General features: G+C 52.9%; 21 protein-coding genes. 12 read left to right on the forward strand and 9 right to left on the reverse strand.

Features of this window, described 5'->3' with window-relative positions; all coding sequences use genetic code 11:
* Positions 1–202: 202 nt before the first annotated feature.
* Complete coding sequence (gene cysQ / locus ABU190_RS18930; protein ID WP_271848870.1) at positions 203–943, forward strand: 3'(2'),5'-bisphosphate nucleotidase CysQ; 741 nt, start codon at positions 203–205, stop codon at positions 941–943.
* Here the strand turns inward: cysQ and ABU190_RS18935 are convergent.
* Positions 937–1,497 (reverse strand): YtfJ family protein, encoded by a 561-nt coding sequence (locus tag ABU190_RS18935; RefSeq protein ID WP_354692134.1) that lies wholly within the window; start codon positions 1,495–1,497, stop codon positions 937–939. The genes cysQ and ABU190_RS18935 overlap by 7 nt on opposite strands.
* A 326-nt stretch (positions 1,498–1,823) precedes the next feature.
* Between ABU190_RS18935 and ABU190_RS18940 the strand changes: the two genes are divergently transcribed.
* Entirely contained in the window at positions 1,824–2,030 is a 207-nt protein-coding gene (locus tag ABU190_RS18940) for a DUF1107 domain-containing protein (protein WP_039077773.1), read from the forward strand.
* A gap of 153 nt (positions 2,031–2,183) precedes the next feature.
* On the opposite strand, the gene ABU190_RS18945 is transcribed toward ABU190_RS18940, so the two are convergent.
* The 4 genes from ABU190_RS18945 to msrA all read right to left on the reverse strand — a co-directional run bounded on the left by ABU190_RS18945 (position 2,184) and on the right by msrA (position 6,387).
* Entirely contained in the window at positions 2,184–3,518 is a 1,335-nt protein-coding gene (locus ABU190_RS18945; protein WP_039077772.1) for a hemolysin family protein, read from the reverse strand.
* A gap of 415 nt (positions 3,519–3,933) precedes the next feature.
* Positions 3,934–4,407: a hypothetical protein gene (locus ABU190_RS18950; protein WP_354692135.1), complete on the reverse strand. Its 474-nt coding sequence runs from the start codon at positions 4,405–4,407 to the stop codon at positions 3,934–3,936.
* Between the two features lie 356 nt (positions 4,408–4,763).
* On the reverse strand, positions 4,764–5,354 hold the full coding sequence (locus ABU190_RS18955) for a hypothetical protein (RefSeq protein WP_354692136.1): 591 nt from the start codon (positions 5,352–5,354) through the stop codon (positions 4,764–4,766).
* Between the two features lie 391 nt (positions 5,355–5,745).
* Positions 5,746–6,387, reverse strand: a complete 642-nt coding sequence (msrA, locus tag ABU190_RS18960; protein WP_354692137.1) for a peptide-methionine (S)-S-oxide reductase MsrA — start codon at positions 6,385–6,387, stop codon at positions 5,746–5,748.
* Between the two features lie 213 nt (positions 6,388–6,600).
* Between msrA and tamA the strand changes: the two genes are divergently transcribed.
* The 3 genes from tamA to ABU190_RS18975 are packed head-to-tail and all read left to right on the forward strand — an operon-like array spanning position 6,601 to position 12,454.
* Positions 6,601–8,334, forward strand: a complete 1,734-nt coding sequence (tamA, locus tag ABU190_RS18965) for an autotransporter assembly complex protein TamA (protein WP_354692138.1) — start codon at positions 6,601–6,603, stop codon at positions 8,332–8,334.
* Positions 8,331–12,107, forward strand: a complete 3,777-nt coding sequence (gene tamB, locus ABU190_RS18970) for an autotransporter assembly complex protein TamB (protein WP_354692139.1) — start codon at positions 8,331–8,333, stop codon at positions 12,105–12,107. Before tamA ends, tamB begins: the two co-directional genes overlap by 4 nt.
* A gap of 2 nt (positions 12,108–12,109) precedes the next feature.
* Positions 12,110–12,454, forward strand: coding sequence for a gamma-glutamylcyclotransferase (locus ABU190_RS18975; RefSeq protein ID WP_039077766.1), 345 nt, complete (start codon positions 12,110–12,112; stop codon positions 12,452–12,454).
* Between the two features lie 55 nt (positions 12,455–12,509).
* Here ABU190_RS18975 and bla read toward each other — a convergent pair whose 3' ends face one another.
* From bla to ppa, 3 genes are all read right to left on the reverse strand, one after another.
* The gene (bla, locus tag ABU190_RS18980) at positions 12,510–13,364 is read right to left on the reverse strand and encodes a class A beta-lactamase (RefSeq protein ID WP_354692140.1); all 855 of its coding nucleotides are present in this window, start codon (positions 13,362–13,364) and stop codon (positions 12,510–12,512) included.
* Positions 13,365–13,542: 178 nt separating this feature from the next.
* Entirely contained in the window at positions 13,543–15,126 is a 1,584-nt protein-coding gene (locus ABU190_RS18985; RefSeq protein ID WP_354692141.1) for a methyl-accepting chemotaxis protein, read from the reverse strand.
* Positions 15,127–15,389: 263 nt separating this feature from the next.
* Positions 15,390–15,920: an inorganic diphosphatase gene (gene ppa, locus ABU190_RS18990; RefSeq protein ID WP_039077764.1), complete on the reverse strand. Its 531-nt coding sequence runs from the start codon at positions 15,918–15,920 to the stop codon at positions 15,390–15,392.
* A gap of 401 nt (positions 15,921–16,321) precedes the next feature.
* Here ppa and ytfQ point away from each other — a divergent pair, with 401 nt between their 5' ends.
* The 6 genes from ytfQ to ABU190_RS19020 all read left to right on the forward strand — a co-directional run bounded on the left by ytfQ (position 16,322) and on the right by ABU190_RS19020 (position 23,187).
* Positions 16,322–17,278: a galactofuranose ABC transporter substrate-binding protein YtfQ gene (ytfQ, locus tag ABU190_RS18995; protein ID WP_271848654.1), complete on the forward strand. Its 957-nt coding sequence runs from the start codon at positions 16,322–16,324 to the stop codon at positions 17,276–17,278.
* A gap of 133 nt (positions 17,279–17,411) precedes the next feature.
* Entirely contained in the window at positions 17,412–18,914 is a 1,503-nt protein-coding gene (gene ytfR, locus ABU190_RS19000) for a galactofuranose ABC transporter, ATP-binding protein YtfR (RefSeq protein ID WP_296414306.1), read from the forward strand.
* A gap of 10 nt (positions 18,915–18,924) precedes the next feature.
* Positions 18,925–19,950 carry a galactofuranose ABC transporter, ATP-binding protein YtfT gene (ytfT, locus tag ABU190_RS19005; protein WP_103245020.1) on the forward strand — a complete coding sequence of 342 codons (1,026 nt, stop codon included), beginning with the start codon at positions 18,925–18,927 and terminating at the stop codon, positions 19,948–19,950.
* Positions 19,937–20,938, forward strand: coding sequence for a galactofuranose ABC transporter, permease protein YjfF (gene yjfF, locus ABU190_RS19010; RefSeq protein ID WP_039077760.1), 1,002 nt, complete (start codon positions 19,937–19,939; stop codon positions 20,936–20,938). Before ytfT ends, yjfF begins: the two co-directional genes overlap by 14 nt.
* 108 nt (positions 20,939–21,046) lie before the next feature.
* On the forward strand, positions 21,047–22,612 hold the full coding sequence (locus tag ABU190_RS19015) for a methyl-accepting chemotaxis protein (RefSeq protein ID WP_354692142.1): 1,566 nt from the start codon (positions 21,047–21,049) through the stop codon (positions 22,610–22,612).
* A gap of 53 nt (positions 22,613–22,665) precedes the next feature.
* Entirely contained in the window at positions 22,666–23,187 is a 522-nt protein-coding gene (locus tag ABU190_RS19020; protein ID WP_039077758.1) for a DUF2569 domain-containing protein, read from the forward strand.
* Between the two features lie 83 nt (positions 23,188–23,270).
* On the opposite strand, the gene fbp is transcribed toward ABU190_RS19020, so the two are convergent.
* Positions 23,271–24,269: a class 1 fructose-bisphosphatase gene (gene fbp, locus ABU190_RS19025; RefSeq protein ID WP_039077757.1), complete on the reverse strand. Its 999-nt coding sequence runs from the start codon at positions 24,267–24,269 to the stop codon at positions 23,271–23,273.
* A gap of 174 nt (positions 24,270–24,443) precedes the next feature.
* Here fbp and mpl point away from each other — a divergent pair, with 174 nt between their 5' ends.
* Positions 24,444–25,820, forward strand: coding sequence for a UDP-N-acetylmuramate:L-alanyl-gamma-D-glutamyl-meso-diaminopimelate ligase (gene mpl / locus ABU190_RS19030; protein WP_271848658.1), 1,377 nt, complete (start codon positions 24,444–24,446; stop codon positions 25,818–25,820).
* Positions 25,821–25,831: the final 11 nt, after the last annotated feature.

Here is a 25,831-nt window from a genome sequence, read left to right on the forward strand (position 1 = left end):
ACCTGGCAGATTCGACCTGAATGCGATATAAGTAAAACAATGAGTTATACCCGTCATACTTCATGTTGCATGAGCGTTGGCAGCGTTCACTCACCCGAATCACTTGCTGAGGTAAGTGCATTGGGATTCACTCACTTGCCGCCTTCCCGCAATGTGAATTATTGAGGGTAAAAACCCCACTGCCATAGATAAGAGGTGGATGATGTTAGAAGCCATTTGTCAGCTCGCGCGAGAAGCGGGCGATGCCATTATGCAGGTCTACGACGGCCATAAGCCGATGGATGTAACCAGCAAATCCGACGATTCCCCCGTAACGGCCGCCGATATTGCCGCGCATGCGGTGATTGCTGGCGGGCTACAGGCACTGACGCCGGATATTCCGGTTCTGTCGGAAGAAGATCCCCCCTCCTGGAGCGTTCGTCAGCACTGGCAGCGTTACTGGCTGGTCGATCCGCTGGACGGCACCAAAGAGTTTATAAAGCGTAACGGCGAGTTCACGGTGAATATCGCCCTGATTGAAAACGGGAAACCGGTACTTGGCGTCGTTTATGCCCCGGTGCTTAAGGTGATGTATTGCGCGGCGGAAGGTAAAGCGTGGAAAGAGGAAAACGGCACGCGGACGCAGATTAAAGTGCGTGACGCGCGTCCGCCGCTGGTGGTGGTAAGCCGTTCCCACGCGGATGACGAACTGAAAGAGTATTTAACGCAGTTGGGCGAACATCAGACGACCGCGATTGGTTCATCGCTGAAATTCTGCCTGGTGGCAGAGGGACACGCTCAACTGTATCCGCGTTTTGGGCCGACCAGCGTCTGGGATACGGCGGCAGGTCATGCGGTAGCCGTGGCAGCCGGGGCACATGTTCACGACTGGCAGGGAAAAACCCTGGATTACACGCCGCGTGAATCTTTCCTGAACCCCGGCTTTCGGGTGTCGATTTACTGACTGTCGAGTAACTTATGCAGCAGGGCGATGACCTGCTGCACTTCCGCCTGTGTCAGCCCACCGTCTTTGACATATTGCACCCGTCCGTCTTTATCCAGCACAACGATGGCTGAACTGCCTTCATCCAGTTGCCAGGCCTTTCGCGCTACGCCATCACTGTCGACAATAAACTGTGACCAGGGATAGAGCTTTTTGTTGCTCTCAATACTGCTGCGCACAAACATTGCTGAGCCGGGGATAGCATCATCTGTATTGATGACGGTCGTCGTCTGGTAACGATCGTGAGGTAAATTTGCGGCCTTGATCGCTTCAATCAGCGCGGCATTTTTCTCTTTGGCAGAGGTCCGACCGGCAATATGTTGCACCACTCGCACTTTGCCAGGAAGCTGCGCGCTGTTCCAGTTTTTGTAGCTAAACTTATCGTTATTGAGAATCAATTCCCCTCTGTCAGCGATGCCCACAGGCGGTACTCGTTGGCTGGTTTCAAAATTGTGGGCTTGCGCCAGGAGCGGCAGTAGCAGGCAGGTGGCTGCCAGGATGTTACGTAAGGTCATGGTGTTTCCTTTTATTGTTTGCAGGTGATCCGACCACTTAACTCAACCTTTTAATCATAAGTGCGATCAATGTGCTTTTCCCGCAAACGGGATGCCAGTTTGCGGGTTAACGCACATAACGGCGAAAAAACGACGACTTATACTGCCTGTTCGTAAGCGCTGAAAAGAAAATTCTGAATAACTGTAATCAAAAGGTAAATAAACTTATACATACTAGGTCTCATATTGTTTCTGAACTATGCTCATTGAGCACCAAAATTTGCGCTCATCACTGTTGGGCCAAGCGTGGCACCGCAAGGGCGTATTACTTAGCAGGAGATACAAAAATGAAAATTTTCCAACGTTACAACCCACTTCAGGTGGCAAAGTACGTGAAAATCCTGTTCCGTGGACGGTTGTACATCAAGGACGTTGGCGCTTTCGAGTTTGATAAAGGCAAGATCCTTATCCCGAAAGTGAAGGACAAACAGCACTTTACTGTGATGTCCGAAGTCAACCGTCAGGTTATGCGTCTGCAAACTGAGATGGCTTAACCAACCCACTACGCTATGCAGTAATCGCAGTACAACAAAAACGGCTCCGTCAGGGAGCCGTTGATGTTTTCAGGGGAGAGGCGCCTCTGTATAACAGGCAAGAAAAAAGGCGGAAATTATGCCGCCTTTTATGCAGGTGATTTGCCGTCGCGCTTATTCGCTTTTCTCTTCAGCATCCGGCAACTTTGGCGTTAATACCGTAGCCTTGTTATCAATCCGCGTGACCAGCAACTGGTCGATACGGTAGTTATCAATGTCCACGACTTCGAACTTATAGCCGGAGTACTTCACCGAGTCGGTACGTTTCGGGATCTTGCGCAGCATGAACATCATAAAGCCGCCAATGGTCTCGTAATTGCCGGACTGAGGGAACTCGTCGATATCCAGCACCCGCATCACGTCATCAATCGGCGTGCCGCCGTCAATCAGCCATGAGTTTTCATCACGCGCGACGATTTGCTCTTCCAGCCCCTGACCGACCAGGTCGCCCATCAGCGTGGTCATTACGTCGTTGAGGGTGATAATCCCCACCACCAACGCATACTCGTTCATGATGACCGCAAAGTCTTCGCCTGCCGTTTTAAAGCTTTCCAGCGCTTCGGAGAGCGTTAGCGTATCCGGCACAATAAGCGTGTTGCGGATTTGCACGCCGCTGCTCAGCACCAGGCTTTGGTTGGCCAGTACGCGAATAAGCAGGTCTTTTGAATCGACGTAACCAACGATATGGTCAATGTCTTCATTACATACGAGGAACTTGGAGTGTGGGTTTTCAGCGACTTTTCGTTTTAAGCTTTGCTCATCTTCATGCAGATCAAACCACACTACGTTTTCGCGCGATGTCATTGACGATGGTACCGTGCGCGATTCCAGCTCAAACACATTCTCAATCAGCTCATGCTCTTGCTTACGCAGCACACCGGCCAGCGCGCCAGCCTCGAAGATGGCATAGACATCATCAGACGTGATGTCGTCTTTACGCACCATTGGCAGTTTGAAGATGCGGAAAATAATGTTAGCCATGCCGTTAAAAAACCACACCAGCGGGCGGAAGAGAAACAGGCAGAAGCGCATCGGGTTGATAATGCGCAAAGCCACAACTTCAGGCGCGATCATACCGATGCGTTTCGGGGTCAGGTCGGCGAACAGGATAAACATCCCCGTTACCAGCGAGAACGAAATAATAAAGCTCAGACGGTCTGCCAGCTCTGGCGACACCACGGTGACTAAGATGCTGTAGAACGCGGGGGAGAAAGCGGCATCACCCACGATACCACCCAGGATGGCAACGGCATTCAGGCCGATTTGCACCACGGTAAAAAAGGTGCCGGGGTTTTCCTGCATTTTTAAAATGCGTTGCGCATTGACGTTGCCATCATCGGCAAGCAGTTTCAGTTTTATTTTTCTGGAAGCGGCAAGCGAAATCTCAGATAGCGAGAAGAATGCACTTACGACTATCAGACAGAGTATGACTAAGATGCTGTTTAACATAATTTATCCAGCTATAAGCGGGATCCTCGGAGGGAAGTTGAAAAATCCTTGTGGTAAACACATTGAAAGTGAGTCCGAAGCGGTGGACCTACAATTTCGACGGCTAGTATAGCGTAAGCGTGTTACAGCCTGCCAGCAGTGTAAGCAGTTTGTTACATGTAGATGGGAGCTTTTCTCATTTGTGAGTTCGTTTCTTGCTCGAATGGCGCAATGTTTAGTCGTTTTTCAGATGTAGCCTTAATCCGCAGGGGGGAGCAATGCGTCAATGAAAGAGCAAAAGGAGTAATAAGAGGGTTTCTATATATTCCCATGGCACGTTATTACTTCCTTTTACTCGCGCGAAGATCTTGCCTGTAATTTCTATTTTGTGGGTGTGACCTCTTCGTTATTACGCTCGTGTTCTCTTATGTAACGATTAAAGCAACCACTCCAGTTTCTTTAAGGGTACTGAACGATACATGTAGCCCTGAACCGCCCAGATGCCGCAATCCTGTAGTACTGAAAATTCCCACGTACTTTGTACGCCGTCGATAATGACGCGATCCGAATATGATTTTCGGATGTTCTTAATCAGTTCAGGGAAAGTGGGTTTCTGCACCTGTTTATGGTAGAAGTCTCGATTAATCACCACGGCCTGGCGGACATTTTCCCGCCATAGCCCAAATAACGCAGGATCTTCCTGTTTCATTAATGTCAGGTGTGGAAACTGTGCTGCAGTATCTGTAAGATTCCTGGGGTTGTTAACATAAAACAAAAGCCCATTTTCGATAGAGAAGTCAGAACAATACTTCAGGTGATGGCTGTGCGGGGGATGATCGCTACAGTCCATTGAAAATCCAACAATTGTGCCATTCAGGCTGTGAATGGGTATTACGCTAACCCGGTCCATATCCTTTCCTTGTTAATGCCTAGATATATCTAATATTGATCGTTAAAAGTTATTAATCAATCATTTATTGATCGATAATTAATATCAATATATATACCTATCAAAGGGTATTTCTTTGATAGTTAGCGCATTTGTATATTGCCGGTTGGGCAATAAATGTTGTTAAGCGATGAGGGTTCTGGCTGTCGCTTTTATATGAAGGCGACTTTTTTGTGGTCGTAAGACGTCATTCCTTACCGGAAGATGTATTGGAGTTTTTCACTGTTTATGTATAAAAAACCAAATAAAAATATCAATTCATATTCATTTCGTAATAAATGACACTGCAAATGGGCAGGGCGTTTCGCAACAAGGGGTTACATTAACTGATGCACCTTACTGAACGGTATTGGCGCATAAAGTCCGCAACAGGCCCAAATACCCGCCTCTTCAAGTGCTCTGCGGTTAATATTACTGTCTGTTTTTATAATAACTTTGTCGCAATAACGCTTTAAATTTTGGATAAGGTATGGAAATGTGCTTTTACTTAGCTCGTTGTTTGTAAAGGTTTCATCCAAAATGATGGCTTCACAATACTGGGTAAAGGGCGCGTTTTTATTCCCCACATGACTCAGCCAGATACCATTTTTACTTTTTGCTAAATCTTGTATGGCTGTTTCAAATGTTTGGTTGATTTGTAATTTCACAAAGGGAAGTCGCGCCAGTGTTGCCTGTAACACTAAGTCAAACGTTAATAGCATTGCGATCTCTTCATCGGTGATGGAGACCAGACAGAACAAATCACGCTTTTTAAAAAAGTCGGCTTTATTACCAATGGCATTCATTAAATCAAAAAGATAAGTTCTTTTTTTTTCGAGGCTGTTCAGGACAAGCGTTTTTCTTGGGTAGATTTTAACGCCCAGTAGTTGACCGTGTGGAGTGGTTATCCTTTCTGCTAAGTAAGGCATATAAAATCTCCCTCCAGGTGGTATTCACATCGCTTTCTAAAAAACACGCTTACAACGTGTGTAACACATACTAAGAGCATATTGCGACAGGTGGTGTCACTCTTAAATGGAAATTTATCTGAAATACGCTTATGAAAAATATTGTTATATATGACAGATTTTACTTAAGTTAAGAAATTGAAAAAGTTAAAAAAACTTCTCAATAAAATGAACAGGATACTCATATCTCGTAATACAGTTCAGGCATGCGAAATTAAAGCAGTAATGACGAGTAAATAGCGTGGCCGGTGGAGAAAGAATAGCGAAAAGTTAAAACGAGAATTTCCAGGGTGAGCGGGTCAGGTGCTACGTGAAAACCGGTTCAGGAAGCTGAACCGGTAATAAAGGAATATCAGGCCAGTTGCGGCGGCAGGCAAACGCCAATGCCACCAATGCCGCAATATCCATAGGGGTTTTTATGCAGATACTGCTGATGATCGTCTTCGGCATAGTAGAACGGCGGTGCGTTAACAATTTCCGTCGTGATAGTACGATCATCATTCGCGGCCCGCATTGCTGCCTGGAAGCGTTCGAGGCTGGCGTGGGCGGCGGCGCTCTGCTCGGGCGTCAGCGGATAAATGGCGGAGCGGTATTGCGTGCCGTGGTCATTGCCCTGACGCATTCCCTGGGCCGGATCGTGATTTTCCCAGAACACATGCAGAAGCTGCTCATAACTGATCACCGACGGGTCATACACTACGCGAACCGCTTCGGCATGGCCCGTCTGTCCGGTACACACTTCGCGGTAGGTCGGGTTCGGCGTATAACCGCCCATGTAACCTGCCGCCGTGCTGTAGACCCCGGCCAGTTGCCAGAACAGACGTTCGACGCCCCAGAAGCAACCCATTGCGAAATAAGCGGTCTCCATCCCTTCCGGTACGTTTGTCATGGAGTGCTCGTTAACAGCATGTAGCGTGGCAACGGGCATTGGCGTGTTACGTCCGGGTAACGCATCCGATTGAGTAACAAGGTTTTTCTTATCAAACAGACTCATGGTGAGGCCTCCCATAAGCGCAAATTGCGGTTAAGGTTGTAACGAAGCGTCTCTTTTAACACAATAAACGCGGTAAATCAGACTAGATTTAAACATAAGAAATATTTGGGGTGTCGTCCGTTTTTCAATCCACATATTGGATTTTTTACAAGCCGCGGAGCGGTATTGACGTTTCCTTCCAGGGGTGGGAACAAGGGATATTCAGGAGAGAACGTGCCAAAAATCCGTACTTTATGTTTTGCCGGTTTGTTGCTGGCAAGCCATAGCGCCATGTCGGCAAACGTCCGATTGCAACTGGAAGGGTTGACCGGAGCGCTGCAGAAAAATGTCCGCGCTCAGCTTTCCACCATCCAGAGCGATGAAGTGACGCCGGACAAGCGATTTCAGGCGCGTGTCGATGACGCCATCCGTGAAGGTTTGAAAGCGCTGGGATATTACGAACCCACTATCGAGTTCGAGCTTCGCCCACCGCCGGCTAAAGGGCGTCAGGTGTTGATTGCGCGTGTCTCAGCAGGGGAACCGGTACGCATCGGCGGTACGGATGTGATCCTGCGCGGCGGTGCGCGTACCGATGAAGATTATATTGCATTGCTAAAAAAGCGCCCGGAAAAAGGCACGGTGCTGAACCACGGTGATTACGACGGTTTTAAGAAATCACTCACCCGTGTTGCCTTGCGCAAGGGCTATTTCGATAGCCACTATAACCACAGCCAGTTGGGCATCGCGCTTGACCGGCATCAGGCATTCTGGGATATCGACTATGACAGCGGCCAGCGCTACCGTTTCGGAGATGTGACCTTCGAAGGTTCGCAAATCCGCGAGGAGTATCTGCAAAATCTGGTGCCGTTTAAAAAAGGTGATTATTACCAGACCAAAGATCTGGCGGAACTTAACCGTCGCCTGTCGGCTACCGGCTGGTTTAACTCCGTGGTGGTGGCTCCGGAGTTTGATAAAGCCAGAGAAAGCAAAGTACTACCTTTAAAAGGTGTCGTCGCACCGCGGATTGAAAACACCATTGAGACGGGTATCGGCTATTCCACCGACGTAGGTCCGCGCGTCAAAGCCACATGGAAAAAGCCGTGGATAAACTCCTATGGCCACAGCTTTACCACTACTGCCAGCGTCTCTGCGCCGGAACAACAGCTTGATTTCAGCTACAAAGTTCCGCTGCTCAAAAACCCGCTTGAGCAATATTATCTGATTCAGGGCGGTTTTAAGCGCACCGATTTAAATGATACCGAAGCGGACTCCACCACGCTTGCGGTGTCCCGTTACTGGGATCTCTCCAGCGGCTGGCAGCGCGCCATTAACCTGCGCTGGAGCCTCGACCACTTTACGCAGGCGAGCGTGACCAATACCACTATGCTGCTTTATCCTGGGGTGATGATCAGCCGTACCCGTTCGCGCGGCGGTCTGATGCCGACCTGGGGTGATTCTCAGCGTTATTCCATCGATTACTCCAGCACCGCCTGGGGCTCGGATGTGGAGTTTATCGTGATGCAGGCGCAAAACGCCTGGATCCGCACGTTATATGACCGCCACCGTTTTGTCGCCCGTGGCAACCTGGGGTGGATTGAAACCGACGATTTTAACCGCGTACCGCCAGATTTGCGCTTCTTCGCCGGGGGCGACCGCAGCATCCGCGGCTATAAATACAAATCTATCGCGCCGAAGGATGATGACGGCAAGCTGATCGGTGCCTCGAAAATGGCCACTGGATCGCTGGAATATCAGTACAACGTGACGGGTAAATGGTGGGGCGCGGTCTTTGTCGACAGCGGTGAGGCCGTGAGCGATATCCGCCGCAGTGATTTCAAAACCGGTACCGGCGTCGGGGTACGCTGGCAATCACCGGTTGGCCCAATCAAATTCGATCTGGCCGTTCCGGTCGGCGATAAAGACGAGCACGGATTACAGTTTTACATCGGTTTGGGGCCTGAATTATGAGTTTATGGAAGAAGATAAGCCTCGGCGTACTGGTGTTTATCCTGTTAGTGCTGGGGACGGTTATTTTTCTCGTCGGGACGACGAGCGGGTTACATCTGCTGTTTAAGGCCGCCAACCGTTGGGTTCCGGGGCTGGAAATCGGCCAGGTGACCGGTGGCTGGCGCGATTTATCGCTGAAAAACATTCGTTACGATCAGCCGGGTATCGCGGTGAATGCCGGAGAGTTCCATCTGGCGGTGAAACTGGGCTGCCTGCGTGACAGTAGCCTGTGCGTGAACGATATCTCGCTAAAAGATATCAATGTGGTCATCGATACCAAAAAGATGCCACCTGCCGCGCCGGTGAAAGAAGAGGATAACGGGCCGTTAAACCTTTCCACGCCATATCCCATTACGTTAAGCCGCGTGGCCCTCAATAACGTCAATATTAATATTGATGACACGACCGTCTCCGTCATGAACTTCTCCTCTGCCCTGAACTGGGAAGAGAAGAACCTGACCCTGAAACCGACCTCGCTGAGCGGCCTGCTGATTGCGTTGCCGAAAGTGGCGAAGGTGGCGCAGGAACAGGTGGTGGAGCCGAAAGTTGAGAATCCGAAACCGGATGAACTGCCGCTGGGCGAATCCCTGAAGCAACTTTTCGCCAAACCGCTGCTGCCGCAGATGACGGATGTGCATCTGCCGCTCAATCTCAATATTGAAGAATTTCGCGGTGAGCAGCTTCGCTTAACCGGTGACACCGATATCACGGTCAGCAATATGCTGCTCAAAGTGAGCAGCATTAACGGCAATATGAAGCTCGATGCATTCGATATCGATTCAAATCAGGGCACGCTTAATGCCACGGGCACGGCGACATTGCGGGATAACTGGCCGGTGGATATCACGCTCAACAGCACCCTGAATGTCGATCCGATGAAAGGCGAGAAAGTGAAACTCAAAGTCGGCGGCGAGGTGCGCAAACAACTGGAATTTGGCGTCAACCTGTCCGGCCCGGTGGATATTGTTCTGCGTGGGCAAACACAGCTTGCCGAGGCGGGACTGCCGCTCAATCTGGACATCACCAGCGAGCAGCTCTACTGGCCGTTTACCGGTGAAAAACAGTATCAGGCCGACGACCTTAAGCTCAAGCTGACCGGTAAAATGACTGACTACACGCTGTCGTTCCGCACGGCGGTAAAGGGCCAGGACGTACCACCAGCCACCATCACTCTGGACGGTAAAGGTAACGAGCAGCAAATCAGCATCGACAAGCTGAGCGTAGCTGCGCTGGAAGGGAAAACCGAACTCAAAGCCTTGCTCGACTGGCAGCAGGCGATTAGCTGGCGCGGAGAGTTAACGCTGGACGGTATCAACACCGCAAAAACCTTCCCGGACTGGCCTGCAAAACTGAACGGGCTGGCGAAAATGCGCGGCAGTCTCTACGGCGGAACCTGGCAGCTTGATATCCCGGAGCTGAAACTCGCCGGGAACGTGAAACAAAATAAAGTCAGCGTTGACGGGCAGCTTAAAGGCAACAGCTATATGCAGTGGACCATTCCGGAGCTGCATCTGGAACTGGGACGCAACAAAGCCGATGTCAAAGGCGAACTGGGGGTAAAAGATCTTAACCTGGATGCCAACATCGACGCGCCAGGTCTGGATAACGCACTGCCAGGGCTGGGCGGTACGGCTAAAGGGCTGGTGAATATTCGCGGTACGGTGGATGCGCCACAGGTAATGGCGGATATCACCGCCAGCAATCTGCGCTGGCAAGCGCTGCGTGTGGCCCGTGTCCTGGTGAAAGGGGATGTGAAATCGACCGATCAGCTTGCCGGTACGATGAATGTGCGGGTTGAACGCCTCTCTCAGCCTGGGGTGAATATCAGCCTGGCAACGCTTGCTGCCAAAGGTAGTGAAAAGCAGCACGAGCTTGAGTTGCGGGTGCAGGGTGAGCCGGTCGCCGGGCAGTTAAAACTGGCCGGGAGTTTTGATCGCAACGAACAGCGCTGGAAGGGCACTCTTAGCGATACACGCTTCACCACCCCCGTCGGGCCAGTTGCCCTGAACCGTGAAATCGCGCTGGATTACCGTAATCAGGAACAGAAGATCAGTATTGGGCCACACTGCTGGACCAACCCGAATGCGGAGCTTTGCGTGCCGCAGACGATCGATGCCGGGGCGCAGGGGCGTGCGGTAGTCAATCTGAACCGCTTCGACCTGGCGATGCTGAAACCCTTTATGCCGGATACCACTCAGGCCAGCGGCACATTCAGCGGTAAGGCTGATGTCTCGTGGGATGCCAGCAAAGAAGGCTTGCCGCAGGGTGAAGTGACGCTGTCCGGGCGTAATGTCAAAGTGACCCAGGTAGTGAACGATGCACCGCTGCCGGTCGCCTTCGAAACACTAAACCTTAACGCGAAGTTGCAGAATAACCGTGCGGATTTAGGCTGGCTGATCCGTCTGACCAATAACGGACAGTTTGACGGGCAGGTGCAGGTCACCGATCCCCAGGGGCGGCGTAACCTTGGCGGTAACGTCAATATCCGCAATTTCTCGCTGGCGATGGCTAACGCCATCTTTACGCGCGGCGAGAAAGCAGCGGGTACGCTGAACGCTAACCTACGGCTCGGCGGGAATCTGCAAAGCCCGCAATTGTTCGGGCAGATGCAGCTCAACGGTGTGGATGTGGAAGGTAACTTCATGCCGTTCGATATGCAGCCCAGCCAACTGGCAATGAATTTCAATGGTACCACGTCGACCCTGCAAGGGGTGGTGCGGACCCAGCGAGGACAGATTAACCTGAGCGGTGATGCGGACTGGAGCCAGATTAACAACTGGCGTGCCCGTGTGGCGGCACAGGGGAACAAGGTGCGCATTACCGTGCCGCCTATGGTGCGTCTGGACGTCTCCCCTGATCTGGTGTTCGAGGCTACGCCGACGCTGTTTACGCTTGATGGTCGGGTCGATGTGCCCTGGGCGCGGATCGTCGTGCATGATTTGCCGGAAAGCGCGGTTGGCACCTCCAGTGATGAAGTGATGCTCAATGCGGATCTGAAACCGGAAAAACCGAAAAGCGCGGCGATTCCGATTAACAGTAATTTGATTGTGCATGTCGGCAATAATGTGCGGATGGATGCTTTCGGACTGAAAGCGCGGCTGACCGGCGATCTGAAAGTCACTCAGGATCAACAAGGGCTTGGCCTTAACGGGCAAATCAATATTCCGGAAGGGCGCTACCACGCTTATGGTCAGGATTTGATTGTGCGTAAGGGGGAACTGCTTTTCTCCGGCCCTGTCGATCAGCCGCTGCTGAATATCGAGGCGATTCGTAACCCGGATGCCACCGAGAACGACGTGACCGCCGGGGTGCGTATTACCGGCACGGCAGATGAACCGAAAGCGGAGATCTTCTCCGACCCGGCGATGTCGCAGCAAGAGGCGCTCTCTTACCTGCTTCGCGGGCAGGGTCTGGAGAGCGGACAAAGCGATAGTGCAGCAATGACTTCAGCCTTAGTGGGCCTGGGGGTTGCACAAAGTGGTCAGGTTGTGGGTAAAATCGGCGAGACGTTTGGCGTAAGCAATCTGGCGCTGGACACCGAAGGGGTGGGCGACTCCTCCCAGGTGGTGGTCAGCGGCTATGTACTGCCGGGTCTACAGGTAAAATATGGTGTGGGTATTTTTGACTCACTGGCGACTCTCACGTTACGTTATCGCCTGATGCCTAAGCTGTATCTGGAAGCGGTGTCTGGCTTAGATCAGGCACTTGATCTGCTCTATCAGTTTGAGTTTTAGCAATGCGAATATTTGTCTACGGCAGTTTACGACGCAAGCAAGGCAACAGCCACTGGATGACCAATGCTCAGTGGCTGGGTGATTATTGCGTTGAAGATTATCAACTCTACAGTCTGGGGCACTACCCTGGCGCTGTACCGGGTGATGGCAGTGTGCTGGGTGAAGTTTACCGCATTGATGCGACAACGCTTGGCGAACTGGACGCGCTACGTACCGCTGGGGGCGAATATAAACGGCAGCTTATACAGACGCCTTATGGCAGCGCCTGGATGTATGTGTACCAACGGCCGGTGGAGGGGAAAACGTTTATCCCTACCGGCAACTGGTTAGACAGAGACCAGTATTAATACAAACACGCCACCTTCGGGTGGCGTTGTTTTTTGTCCCGCAGGCGTTGCCCGGTTACCAGTGCTTAATCAGAGATGCGCCGATGTCGGCGATTTTTTTGTTTCGTTCGTCCATGGTCGCTTGCGTTTCGGTGATGTAGATAACGACGATGCGGGCCGGTTTGCCATCAGGCCCCAGCGCGGCAACAATACCGCGAGAACCCCGTTCCCCCGCTCCCGTTTTATCGGCGATAAACCAGCCTGCTGGCATGACCGAGCGAATCAGCGGCCCGCCGACTTTATCTGCTTCCATCCAGGCCATTAATTGCTGCTGTGATGCTGGTGTCAGTATCTTGCCGTTGAGAAGCTGGCGCAGCATCTGCGCCATGGCCTCAGGCGTTGTCGTATCACGCTCATCGCCAGGTAACGCTTCATTCAACGCGGTTTCCCATCGGTCGAGACGGGTGACCCGATCGCCCGCTTTACGCAGGAACGCCGTAAGTTCTGACGGTCCACCGATCGCAGACAGCAGCAGGTTGCCCGCCGTGTTATCACTCATTGTGATGGCGGCGCTGCACAGTTCGGCCACGGTCATCCCGTCGGTAAGGTGTTTTTCCGTTACCGGCGAGTACTCGACCAGGTCCTGCTTACGATACTGTATACGACGGGCAAGCTGCTCCTGCCCGGCATCAACCCGCGATAAGACCGCGCCGCACAGTAGCACTTTAAAAGTACTCATCATGGGAAAACGTTCTTGTGGACGATAGCTGCCCAGCATCTGGCCGTTGGCGAGGTTCAATTCGGCATAGCCCACTCGTGCGTTAAGTTGGTCCTCGGCTTTTTTTACGGTCTCCAGCGTGAGCGGGTGAGCAAAAGCGGGCAGGCAAAAGGCGGTCAGCAGGGAGATAAAGTGCAGACGAAACCGTGGCATAGAGATACGTTTCCTTGTGGTTATTTCGGGGCAGGGGGGCAATCACACAACGGTATGCATTGTAGAGGTATATGTTTACCAAAGCGTGATGAATTCGGGGATAAAGAATCGCACAGTCAATGAAAGCGGGGGGAGATACAGCGCCCTCCGACCCAAAGGCGAATGGCGCTGCTGCTGATTACGCGGCGTTTTGCCGCAATTTGAACTGGCTTACGGCTTCTAACAGCTCTTCTGCCTGGCGCTGCATTTGATGCGCGGCAGCCGACGATTCCTGCGACAGCGTGGCGTTCTGCTGGGTTGCGGTATCCATATGCGTCACCGCCACGTTCACCTGATCGATACCGGTGCTCTGCTCTTTGCTGGCGGCGGAAATGGACTCCACCAGCTCGCTCACCTGCTGCACGATACGCAAAATCTCGGTCATTGCGGAACCGGCGCTTTGTACCTGCGCGTTCCCTTCGGCGATACGGTTAACGGAATTGTCGATCAGGTTACGAATATCCCGCGCCGCAGAGGCAGAACGTTGCGCCAGGGCGCGGACTTCGGAGGCAACGACAGCGAAACCTCGTCCTTCGGCACCCGCGCGTGCGGCCTCGACGGCGGCATTCAGCGCCAGGATGTTGGTCTGGAAGGCAATACTGTCAATCACACCGATGATGTTATTAATCTGGCTGGAGAGCTGGTGGATGTCGCTCATGGTTTGCACCACGCGCTCCACGGCTTGCCCGCCCTGGCCTGCGATAGTGAATGCGTCGCGGGCGATAGTGCTGGCAAAACGCGAGTTCTCGGCGTTGCTTTTCACCACCGAGGTGAGCTCCTCCATGGAGGCAGCCGTTTCTTCCAGCGCGCTCGCCTGCGCCTCGTTACGTGAAGAGAGTTCCCGGCTACCGGTGGCAATTTGCACCGATGCCGAGGCTATGGATTCCGTGCTGTGGCGAACACCGTGGACGATGCGGGTCAGGTTGCCGTTCATCTCTTGCAAGGCGTGCATCAGTTCGGCTGTCTCGTCGCGCCCGGAGATACTAAAGGTAGTCTGCAAATCACCAGAGGCCACCGTGCGGGCAACGGTAACGGCCTGTGCCAGCGGATGGGTAATGCTGCGCACCAGCCACCAGGTGATAATCCCACCGGCCAGCATGGTCAGCGCCATGGCGATCAGCAACATCAGGCGGGTTTGCTGATATTGCGCCAGGTTACGCGCGTCCGTCTCCACGTGAATGGCATTGGCGTGTTTCAGCGTATGCTCCACTACTTCGTCAATCATCCGTGTCGGCTCCCGGTCAATACCGGTCACCAGTTTGTCGACGCGTTGGGCGCTGGTAGGGTCGCTCAGATCGTATTGCTGTAGTGCGCTCAGGTAATGCGCTTCAAGCTCAGCATGGAGCTTGCGAGTCTGTTCAACCTGCGCATTATCCATGCCAAGTTGTGGCAACATCGCGCTCAGTTTTTCCAACAGTTGCTGCGTTTTTTGGCTCTGGGAAACAAAGGCGGCTTTGTATTTATCAAAAGTCTCTTGTCCCTGAGAGCCGCGTAGTAGCGTGTTCTTCCATTCCTGAACCTGGATTTTGAACTGCACCTGGGCGTTACGTGCGGTATCAATGCTCTCAACGAGCACTTTCTCCGTTGCCATCATTTTCTGATTCTGCCCAAAGCTGTCACTGTTTATCGCCAGCCCCCGCAAGCCGATAAACAGCGTTGCCAGCAGCAACAGTGTTGCCATCAGGCCGAGTCGTTGCCCAATTGTGAAGTGATTAAGTTTCATGTTGTTCCCCGGTGGAATGAAAGAGCACGGTCACAAAAGGGGTATCGACCCGCGTGGGGCGGACTTTACAGAGGTCGGAAGACGGTTGTGGGGCGGGTTTGGGTTATATCGTTCAAACGCATGGGAAAAGAATTTTGTGACATTTTTATGACAGATTAAGAAACGGACGCTGAAAGGGCAGGAACAGAGAAGGACAGAGGAATAAGACATAAAAAAACCCTGTCCGCCGTTATCCGCATTCAGGGTTTTTCAGATAAAACGGATTACTTCTTCGCAGCGCGCTCGAAGGAAGCAACGATTTCAGCTTTAGCCGCTTCAGCGTTGTCCCAACCGTCTACTTTCACCCATTTGCCTTTTTCGAGGTCTTTGTAGTGCTCGAAGAAGTGAGTGATCTGTGCTTTCAGCAGTTCTGGCAGGTCGTTCACATCTTTAATGTGATCGTACTCTTTGCTCAGTTTGGTGTGCGGTACAGCAACCAGTTTGGCATCTTCACCAGACTCGTCGGTCATTTTCAGTACGCCAACCGGACGGCAGCGAATGACAGAGCCGGGTTCCAGCGGGTACGGCGTTGGGACCAGCACGTCTACCGGGTCACCGTCCAGAGACAGAGTGTGGTTGATGTAGCCGTAGTTGCACGGATAGAACATCGCAGTGGACATGAAACGGTCAACGAACAGCGCGCCGCTGTCTTTATCGACTTCGTATTTGATCGGATCTGCGTTAGCAGGGATTTCGATAATAACGTAGATATCTTCTGGCAGATCTTTGCCCGCCGGGACGTTGAGTAAGCTCATGTTTGTTTCCTTTAAAATGTGTGGCAAACAAGTGCCGGGTATTATAGCCAACTCATCGGGAATGTCTTTGCTTGTTTTACATTGTGACTCGCCTGACGTCCCCTTTTTTTTCAGAAAATGTAGCCGTATTGTCCATAAAGATAGCTGCATCCTGAATAAAATTGTGAAAGCGATTACACTGCATAAATTGGACGCGGCTTTGAATGAAAATTTGTGTGTTTTCAAAGCATGATGCAGAGGCGATCGACCTGACTCTTTTCGCGCGCCAGATCTCAACTGACAACTAACAATTCATTCACTTTTCTGATTTGTGATGTAACGCATTCTGTTACATCTCCAATTGTCTATAGTTTTCCCGCAGGCGAAGTTGTAGCCAACAATAACCCTACGAGGATACACTTATGTGGAAGCGCTTACTTCTTGTCACAGCAGTTTCAGCAGCCATGTCGTCTATGGCGATGGCCGCCCCGTTAACCGTGGGATTTTCGCAGGTCGGATCAGAATCCGGCTGGCGTGCCGCCGAAACCAACGTCGCTAAAAGCGAAGCTAAAAAACGCGGTATTACCCTGAAAATTGCTGACGGTCAGCAAAAACAGGAAAACCAGATCAAAGCGGTGCGTTCGTTCATTGCCCAGGGTGTGGACGCCATCTTTATTGCACCTGTTGTGGCAACAGGCTGGGAGCCGGTACTGAAAGAAGCGAAAGATGCAAAAATCCCGGTATTCCTGCTCGACCGCTCAATTGATGTGAAAGATAAATCCCTCTATATGACCACCGTGACCGCCAATAACGTGCTGGAAGGGCAACTCATTGGTGACTGGCTGGTGAAAACCGTCGCCGGCAAACCGTGTAACGTGGTTGAACTGCAGGGCACCGTAGGCGCGAGCGTGGCGATTGACCGTAAGAAAGGCTTTGCCGATGCCATTTCTAAAGCGTCCAATATCAAAATCATTCGTTCTCAATCCGGCGACTTCACCCGCAGTAAAGGGAAAGAGGTCATGGAAAGCTTTATCAAAGCGGAGAACAACGGCAAAAACATCTGCATGGTTTATGCCCATAACGATGACATGGTGATCGGCGCCATTCAGGCCATCAAAGAAGCGGGTCTCAAACCGGGCAAAGACATCCTGACGGGTTCTATTGACGGCGTGCCGGATATCTACAAAGCGATGATCGACGGTGAAGCCAATGCCAGCGTCGAACTGACGCCGAACATGGCCGGACCGGCGTTTGATGCGCTGGAAAAATACAAAAAAGACGGCACCCTGCCTGAGAAGCTGACCATCACCAAATCCACGCTCTACCTGCCGGATACGGCGAAAGAAGAGTTAGAGAAAAAGAAAAACATGGGCTACTAAGCCGTTGTTACCCTCACCCCAGCCCCCTTCCCGAAAGGAGAGGAGGGCTGCCTGGTGAGGGTACGCCTGCTTATTGTCGCGATATGTCCCCTCTCCCTTCCGGCGAGAGGGACAGGGTGAGGGGGAGAGCATAATGACCACCGAACAACACCAGGAGATCCTCCGTACAGAGGGGCTTTGCCAGTACTTCCCGGGCGTTAAAGCGCTGGATAACGTCAATTTCAGTCTGCGTCGGGGCGAAATCATGGCGTTACTCGGTGAAAACGGTGCGGGAAAATCCACGCTGATTAAAGCCTTAACGGGCGTCTACCATGCAAACAGCGGCACCATCTGGCTGGAAGGCAGCGAAATCCGGCCTAAAAACACCGCCCATGCGCAGCAACTGGGCATTGGTACGGTGTACCAGGAAGTCAACCTGCTGCCGAACATGTCGGTAGCGGATAACCTGTTTATTGGGCGCGAACCGCGTCGTTTCGGCTTTATATGCCGCAAAGAGATGGAAAGACGTGCCACCGAGTTAATGGCGTCTTACGGCTTTTCCCTCGATGTGCGCGAGCCGCTCAACCGTTATTCCGTCGCCATGCAGCAGATCGTGGCGATCTGCCGTGCCATCGATCTCTCTGCCAAAGTGCTGATCCTGGATGAACCCACCGCCAGCCTGGATACCCAGGAAGTAGAAATGCTCTTCACTCTGATGCGCCAGCTACGCGCGCAAGGTGTTGCGCTGATTTTCGTGACCCACTTCCTGGACCAGGTTTACGAGGTGAGCGACCGCATCACGGTTCTGCGTAATGGTGGCTTTGTTGGCTGCCGCGAAACGCGAGAACTGCCGCAAATTGAGCTGGTAAAAATGATGCTGGGACGCGAACTGGACAATAACGCCCTGCAACGTGCGGGACGTACCCTGTTGAGCGAAAAACCCGTCGCGGCATTTAAAGGCTTCGGTAAGAAAGGGCTGATAGCACCGTTTGATCTGGAGGTTCGTCCCGGTGAGATCGTAGGCCTGGCCGGGCTATTGGGTTCCGGGCGCACTGAAACCGCCGAGGTTATCTTCGGGATTAAGCCCGCCGACAGCGGCAATGCGATGATCAAGGGTAAGCCCCAGACGCTGCGCTCACCGCATCAGGCTTCTTGCCTCGGTATCGGTTTTTGCCCTGAAGACCGTAAGACGGACGGCATTATTGCCGCCGCCTCCGTGCGGGAAAATATCGTTCTCGCGTTGCAGGCGCAGCGCGGCTGGCTACGGCCGATTCCCCGGCGCGATCAAAACGCCATTGCGGAGCGCTTTATTCGCCAGTTAGGGATCCGTACGCCGAGTGCGGAACAGCCGATTGAGTTTCTCTCCGGCGGCAACCAACAGAAGGTGCTCCTTTCCCGCTGGCTGCTGACCAAACCGCAGTTCCTGATCCTCGATGAGCCAACGCGTGGCATCGACGTCGGAGCGCATGCGGAAATCATCCGCCTGATTGAAACGTTGTGCGCGGACGGCCTGGCGCTACTGGTTATCTCTTCGGAACTGGAAGAGCTGGTGGGCTACGCTGACCGGGTAATTATCATGCGCGATCGCAAGCAAATAGCGGAAATCCCGCTTGCTGAGCTGTCGGTCCCGGCGATCATGAATGCCATTGCGGCATAAGGAGTACAGTGTGATGCCTCAATCACTCCCGCAAACCGGGCAGCCGAAGCGCCGCTTTAAGTGGCCCACAGGGACGCCACAAATACTGGCGCTGATTCTGGTGCTCGTGGTGGATAGCCTGGTGGCGCCCCATTTCTTCCAGATTGTGTTACAGGATGGCCGCCTGTTCGGCAGCCCGATTGATATTCTCAACCGCGCCGCGCCCGTGGCGTTACTGGCTATTGGCATGACGCTGGTGATCGCGACCGGAGGGATCGACCTCTCCGTCGGTGCGGTTATGGCTATCGCCGGGGCGACCGCCGCGTCAATGACCGTGGCCGGATACGGCTTGCCAATAGTGTTGCTTGCCGCGCTGGGGACGGGGATCCTCGCCGGTCTGTGGAACGGCGTTCTGGTGGCGATTTTAAAGATCCAGCCGTTCGTCGCCACGCTGATTTTGATGGTGGCCGGACGCGGGGTGGCGCAACTGATTACCTCCGGACAAATCGTCACTTTCAACGCGCCCAATCTGGCCTGGATTGGGAGCGGTAAGCTCTTGCTGTTCCCGACACCGGTCATTATCGCACTGGCCACACTGGTTATCTTCTGGCTGTTTACCCGTAAAACGGCGCTCGGCATGTTTATTGAAGCGGTGGGGATCAATATCCGCGCGGCGAAAAATGCCGGGGTGAATACCCGCACCGTGGTGATGCTGGCCTATGTGCTAAGCGGTGTATGTGCGGCTATCGCCGGGGTGATTGTGGCGGCGGATATCCGCGGGGCTGATGCCAACAACGCCGGTCTGTGGCTGGAGCTGGATGCTATCCTCGCCGTGGTGATTGGTGGCGCATCGCTCATGGGCGGGCGCTTTAACCTTGTGCTGTCGGTGGTAGGGGCATTGATTATTCAGGGCATGAATACAGGAATTTTGCTCTCCGGCTTCCAGCCAGAGCTTAACCAGGTGGTGAAAGCGGTGGTGGTGCTGTGCGTACTGATTGTTCAGTCGCCGCGCTTTATCGCACTGATTAAAGGAGCGCGCGGTCATGATAAAACGTAATTTACCGCTGATGATCACTCTGGGCGTGTTTATCCTGGGTTATCTCTATTGCCTGACGCAGTTTCCCGGTTTTGCGTCCACACGCGTCATTTGTAATATCCTGACCGATAACGCCTTTTTGGGCATTATCGCTGTCGGTATGACCTTTGTGATTCTGTCCGGCGGGATAGACCTCTCCGTGGGCTCGGTGATTGCTTTCACCGGGGTGTTTTTGGCGAAAGCTATTGGTTTCTGGGGGATATCGCCGCTGGTTGCCTTTCCGCTGGTGCTGGTGATGGGTTGTGCATTTGGCGCGTTTATGGGGCTTTTGATCGACGCGCTGAAAATCCCTGCATTCATCATTACCCTGGCCGGGATGTTCTTTTTACGCGGTGTCAGTTATCTGGTCTCCGAAGAGTCGATCCCGATTAACCACCCTGTCTATGACACTCTGTCCGGCCTGTCGTGGCTGATTCCCGGCGGCGGACGTCTGAGCGCCATGGGGCTACTGATGTTAGGGGTCGTGGTCATTGGGATTTTCCTTGCCCACCGTACCCGTTTTGGTAATGAAGTGTATGCCATTGGCGGCAGTGCAACGTCGGCGAACCTGATGGGGATCTCAACGCGCAGCACTACCATTCGTATCTATATGCTCTCGACCGGGCTGGCGACGCTGGCAGGCATTGTCTTTTCTATCTACACCCAGGCGGGTTATGCGCTGGCCGGTGTGGGGGTTGAACTGGATGCGATTGCCTCGGTGGTCATTGGCGGTACGCTGCTGAGCGGTGGTGTGGGCACGGTACTGGGTACGCTGTTCGGTGTGGCGATTCAGGGGCTGATCCAAACCTACATCAATTTTGACGGAACACTGAGTTCCTGGTGGACCAAAATCGCGATCGGCATTTTATTGTTTATTTTTATCGCGTTACAACGTGGTCTTACGGTGCTGTGGGAGAATCGCCAGAGCTCGCCTGTTACACGCGTTAGCACAGCGGCAACAAGGCAGTAACACATTGAAATAATTAAAAAGAAGTAAAGTTTTTCCGGTGGCGGTCGATAACCTGCCAATGAGGCTTATTTTACGCCTGAAAGAATCTCTGCTACCGGAAAAACTATCATGCTCAGAACGCTCTCGCTTCGTACTGGTTTGCTTTCCCTTCTCGCTATTATGACTTTCCTGCTGCTGGTGGTGAGCGGCATGGGAATTTATGCCCTCAGCAAAAGCTCCTCCTCCCTGGAACGAATTAGCGTTCTGCAAGGTGAGAAGATGGCGCGCCTCAATGAAGGCTATACGCAAATTCTGCGTGCGCGTAATGAGTCGGGCCAGGCTGTACGCATGATGGAAGTTGGTCTGCTCGCCGATGCAGGCAGTGCAGTCAAAATCATTAATAGCGAAATTGAACAGGGGCGTAAGTCGCTGGACAGCGTCATTAAAGCGGGCGTGGATGACGACCAGGGCGCAGTGCTGCTGGCTCAGGTTGCGAAAAGCTACAACGTATATCTGGACCAGGGCATTAAGCCGATGCAGGCAGCGTTAAACCAACAAAGCGCGGATGCCTATTATGATCTGCTGGAGAACAAATTAGTTCCGGTTTCGCGGCAGTTTGATAACGATATCCAGGCGTTTCTTAGCTGGGGCGAAAACCGTGGTAAAGCTGAGGTAAGCGCGGTCCAGACCAGCAAAAATTTTGTGATGATGCTGATTGTTGTCGTTGCACTGGCCGCGGCGGGCATTATCGTGCTGGCCTGGCTGGCAATGCGCCATATGCTGCTTAAACCGCTGGATGCTTCAATTGTCCAACTGGAGCATGTTGCCGCCGGAGACCTGGCATCCGTTAGCGTCAGTACCGCCAGTAAAGGGTTCAACCGCCTGAATACGGCGATTGAGAATATGCGTCATTCCCTGATCAACTCCGTTACCCGCGTGCGTGATGCCAGCTCGCAAATCGATACGGGCAGCCGTGAATTGTCGCTGGGTAACGTCGACCTGGCGCAACGTACCGAATCAACGGCAACGTCGCTGGAGCAGACCGCCGCCAGCATGGAACAGATCACCGCCACGGTGAAACAGAATGCGGATAACGCCGATCAGGCGCATCAACTGGCGAAATCGGTGTCTGATACTGCCGATCGCGGCAGTGAAATGGTCTGCTATGTGATTGAGAAGATGCGCGATATTTCCGACAGTTCCAGCCGCATCGCCGATATCCTCAGCATGATTGACAGTATCGCTTTCCAGACCAACATCCTGGCGCTGAACGCCGCCGTTGAAGCAGCCCGTGCAGGCGAGCAAGGGCGCGGCTTTGCCGTGGTGGCAGGCGAAGTGCGTAACCTGGCAAGCCGCAGCGGTGATGCGGCCAAAGAGATCCGCCAGCTCATCAGTAGCTCTCAGGCCCATGTGTCCGAAGGCAGCGACCTGGCGATGCAGGCAGGTGAAACGATGGATGAGATCGCGTCCGAAGTTATGCGTATGACCAAATTGATGCGTGAAATTGCCAGTGCGTCGCAGGAACAGAGTCGTGGCATAGAGCAGGTAAATATCGCAGTCAGCCAGATGGACGAAACGGCACAGCAAAACGCCTCGCTGGTGCAGCAATCTTCCGCCGCGACCCGCTCGCTGGAAGAGCAGTCCCGCGAACTGCTGGAGGCGATGGCCTCTTTCCGTTTGCAGCCAACTGCATAATAATTAGCCCCGCGCAGGTTCGCGCGGGATTTTTTTGTACAGGGTAAGGATAGATGGACACACAGGAAGAGATCAGAAAACACATTTGTATTCAGTGTGATAACGAAGCGCTTAAGGGCAGCGATTACTGCGAAGCGTGTGAGGCCAAAGAATTTAAGAAAATTGGTGGCTGGTTGTATCTCCCCGCGCTGGGGCTGCTCGTGGCGTTAGTGTTGAGTATTTTTGCCATTAACAATACCGCGCGTGCCTTGCTTGAATTCAGCAGTAGCTTTACCACCAGTGGGCTTGCGGTCATTTACTTTGAGCTTTTTGGTTTTATCGGGCAGTTCCTGCTCGTTATTTATGTGGGCAGTCTCTTTCTGCGCAAAAAGCGCCAGTTACCGGTTACTTACATCATTTTTCTTCTTTACGGTGTGGTGTTTGTGGGCGTGGATTTGTGGCTGGCGAACGCGCTGATGAACCTTCCATTTGGCTATGACGATGCACGCTCCCTCATTCGCGCGATCGTGGCTTGCTGTATCTGGATACCCTATTTCCGGATGTCTGAACGTGTAAAACGGACTTTTGTGCATTAATCAAAAAAAACCGGATGCGGCATCAATGCCTTATCCGGTTGTTGCACGGGTACGCGAAACGCACCCGGGATCAGATGCCGAACTTACGCGTCCGGGAACTCACGCATAAGACGTTCTACATCATCCACCATGTGCTCATTGCCAACGAAGAACGGGCGGCGCTGGTGCAGACTTTGCGGCACGATATCCAGAATACGGTTTTTACCGTCACTCGCTTTACCGCCAGCTTGTTCCGCCAGGAACGCCATCGGGTTGCACTCATACAGCAGACGCAGTTTCCCTTCCGGGTGGCTCGCGGTGCTCGGGTAGAGGTAGATCCCGCCTTTGAGCAGATTACGATGGAAGTCCGCCACCAGTGAGCCGATATAGCGCGTGGTGTACGGGCGCTGAGTGGACTTATCTTCTTCCTGACAGAACTTGAGATACTTCTTCACGCCCAGCGGGAATTTGATGTAGTTGCCTTCGTTGATGGAGTACGTGGTTCCTTTTTCCGGGAAGCGCATACGCTCCTGGCACAGGCAGAACACACCCAGGGAGGGGTCGTAGGTGAAGGCATGTACGCCGCAGCCAGTGGTGTAGACCAGCATGGTAGACGAGCCGTAAACCACATAGCCCGCAGCAACCTGCTTGTTGCCGGGCTGCAGAAAATCTTCTTCGGTGACAGGTGTGCCTACCGGCGTAACACGGCGGTAGATAGAGAAGATGGTACCGACAGAAACGTTAACATCAATGTTACTGGAGCCGTCCAGTGGATCCATGAGCACAACATATTTCGCGTGTTCGCAGCCTTCGAAAACGACGATTTCGTCCTCTTCCTCAGAGGCAATACCCGCGACGATATCGCGCGCACGGAGCGCGGCTTTCAGTTTTTCATTGGCAAACAGGTCGAGTTTTTGTTGCACCTCGCCCTGGACGTTTTCGGCGCCACTGGCACCCAGGATATCAACCAGACCCGCTTTGTTGATATCACGATGGATGATTTTGGCACCCAGTTTTATTGCCGAGAGCAGTGCAGTCAGCTCACCGGTAGCATGGGAAAATTCATGCTGCTTTTCGACAATAAATTCACCTAACGTTTTCATACCCTGTCCCTACATTTTATATGGAGTAATGTGACTGCAACAATATTAACAAAGATTCAAATGTTAGCGCACAGGTGAATCGCGCCAGCACAATACGGATTATCCTGAAATGCATTTCCGTCGTGTGAGACAAGAGGGTAAAATGTGCGCCGTAGATAAGAAGGATAGAGACGAATGCGCATTCATATTTTGGGGATTTGTGGCACCTTCATGGGTGGGCTGGCGCTGCTGGCGCGCTCACTGGGTCATGAGGTAACGGGTTCGGACGCCAATGTGTATCCGCCGATGAGTACCCTGCTCGAGAAGCAAGGCATTGAACTTATTCAGGGTTACGACGCCAGTCAGCTTGATAACGCGCCGGACCTTGTGATCATTGGCAACGCCATGACGCGCGGGAATCCGTGTGTTGAGGCGGTGCTGGAAAAAAACATTCCGTATGTTTCAGGCCCGCAATGGCTGCATGACTTTGTGTTGCGCGACCGTTGGGTGTTGGCAGTGGCGGGCACACACGGCAAAACGACCACGGCAGGCATGGCGACCTGGATTCTGGAAGCCTGCGGTTACAAACCTGGGTTTGTCATTGGCGGCGTGCCGGGCAACTTCGAGGTGTCTGCTCGCTTAGGGGAAAGCCCGTTTTTTGTCATCGAAGCCGATGAATATGACTGCGCGTTTTTTGATAAGCGTTCAAAATTCGTGCATTACTGCCCGCGTACGCTTATCCTCAATAACCTTGAGTTCGATCATGCGGACATTTTCGACGATCTGAAAGCGATCCAGAAACAGTTCCACCACCTGGTGCGTATCGTACCGGGGCAGGGCAAGATCATCTGGCCTGAAAACGACATCAACCTGAAACAGACGATGGCGATGGGTTGCTGGAGCGAGCAGGAGCTGGTGGGCGAACAGGGCCACTGGCAGGCAAAAAAACTGACCACCGATGCCTCTGAATGGGAAGTGCTGCTGGACGGTGAATCTGTCGGACAGGTGAAGTGGGGTCTGGTAGGCGAACACAATATGCATAACGGTCTGATGGCGATTGCCGCTGCCCGTCATGTGGGGGTTGCGCCAGCCGATGCTGCCGATGCGTTGGGCTCGTTCGTGAACGCCCGTCGCCGCCTTGAACTGCGCGGTGAAGCCTACGGCGTCAAGGTGTATGACGATTTCGCGCATCACCCGACGGCGATTCTGGCGACGCTGGCTGCCCTGCGCAGCAAAGTGGGGGGAACGGCGCGCATTATTGCGGTGCTGGAACCGCGCTCAAATACCATGAAAATGGGCATCTGCAAGGACGATCTGGCGCCTTCTCTGGGGCGTGCCGATGAAGTCTTCCTGTTGCAGCCTCAGCATATTCCGTGGCAAGTGGCGGAAGTGGCTGACGCGTGTGTGGTCCCTGCGCACTGGAGTGGCGATGTCGACGCGCTGGCAGAGATGATCCTCAAAACCGCGCTGCCTGGCGATCACATTCTGGTGATGAGTAATGGCGGGTTCGGCGGCATCCATCAAAAACTGCTGGATGGGCTGGCGAAGAAAGCCGAAGCGGTCGCAGAGTAATTGAGCGGCCT

It is taken from the genome of Phytobacter sp. RSE-02 (genome assembly GCF_040578655.1).
GTDB lineage: Bacteria > Pseudomonadota > Gammaproteobacteria > Enterobacterales > Enterobacteriaceae > Phytobacter > Phytobacter diazotrophicus.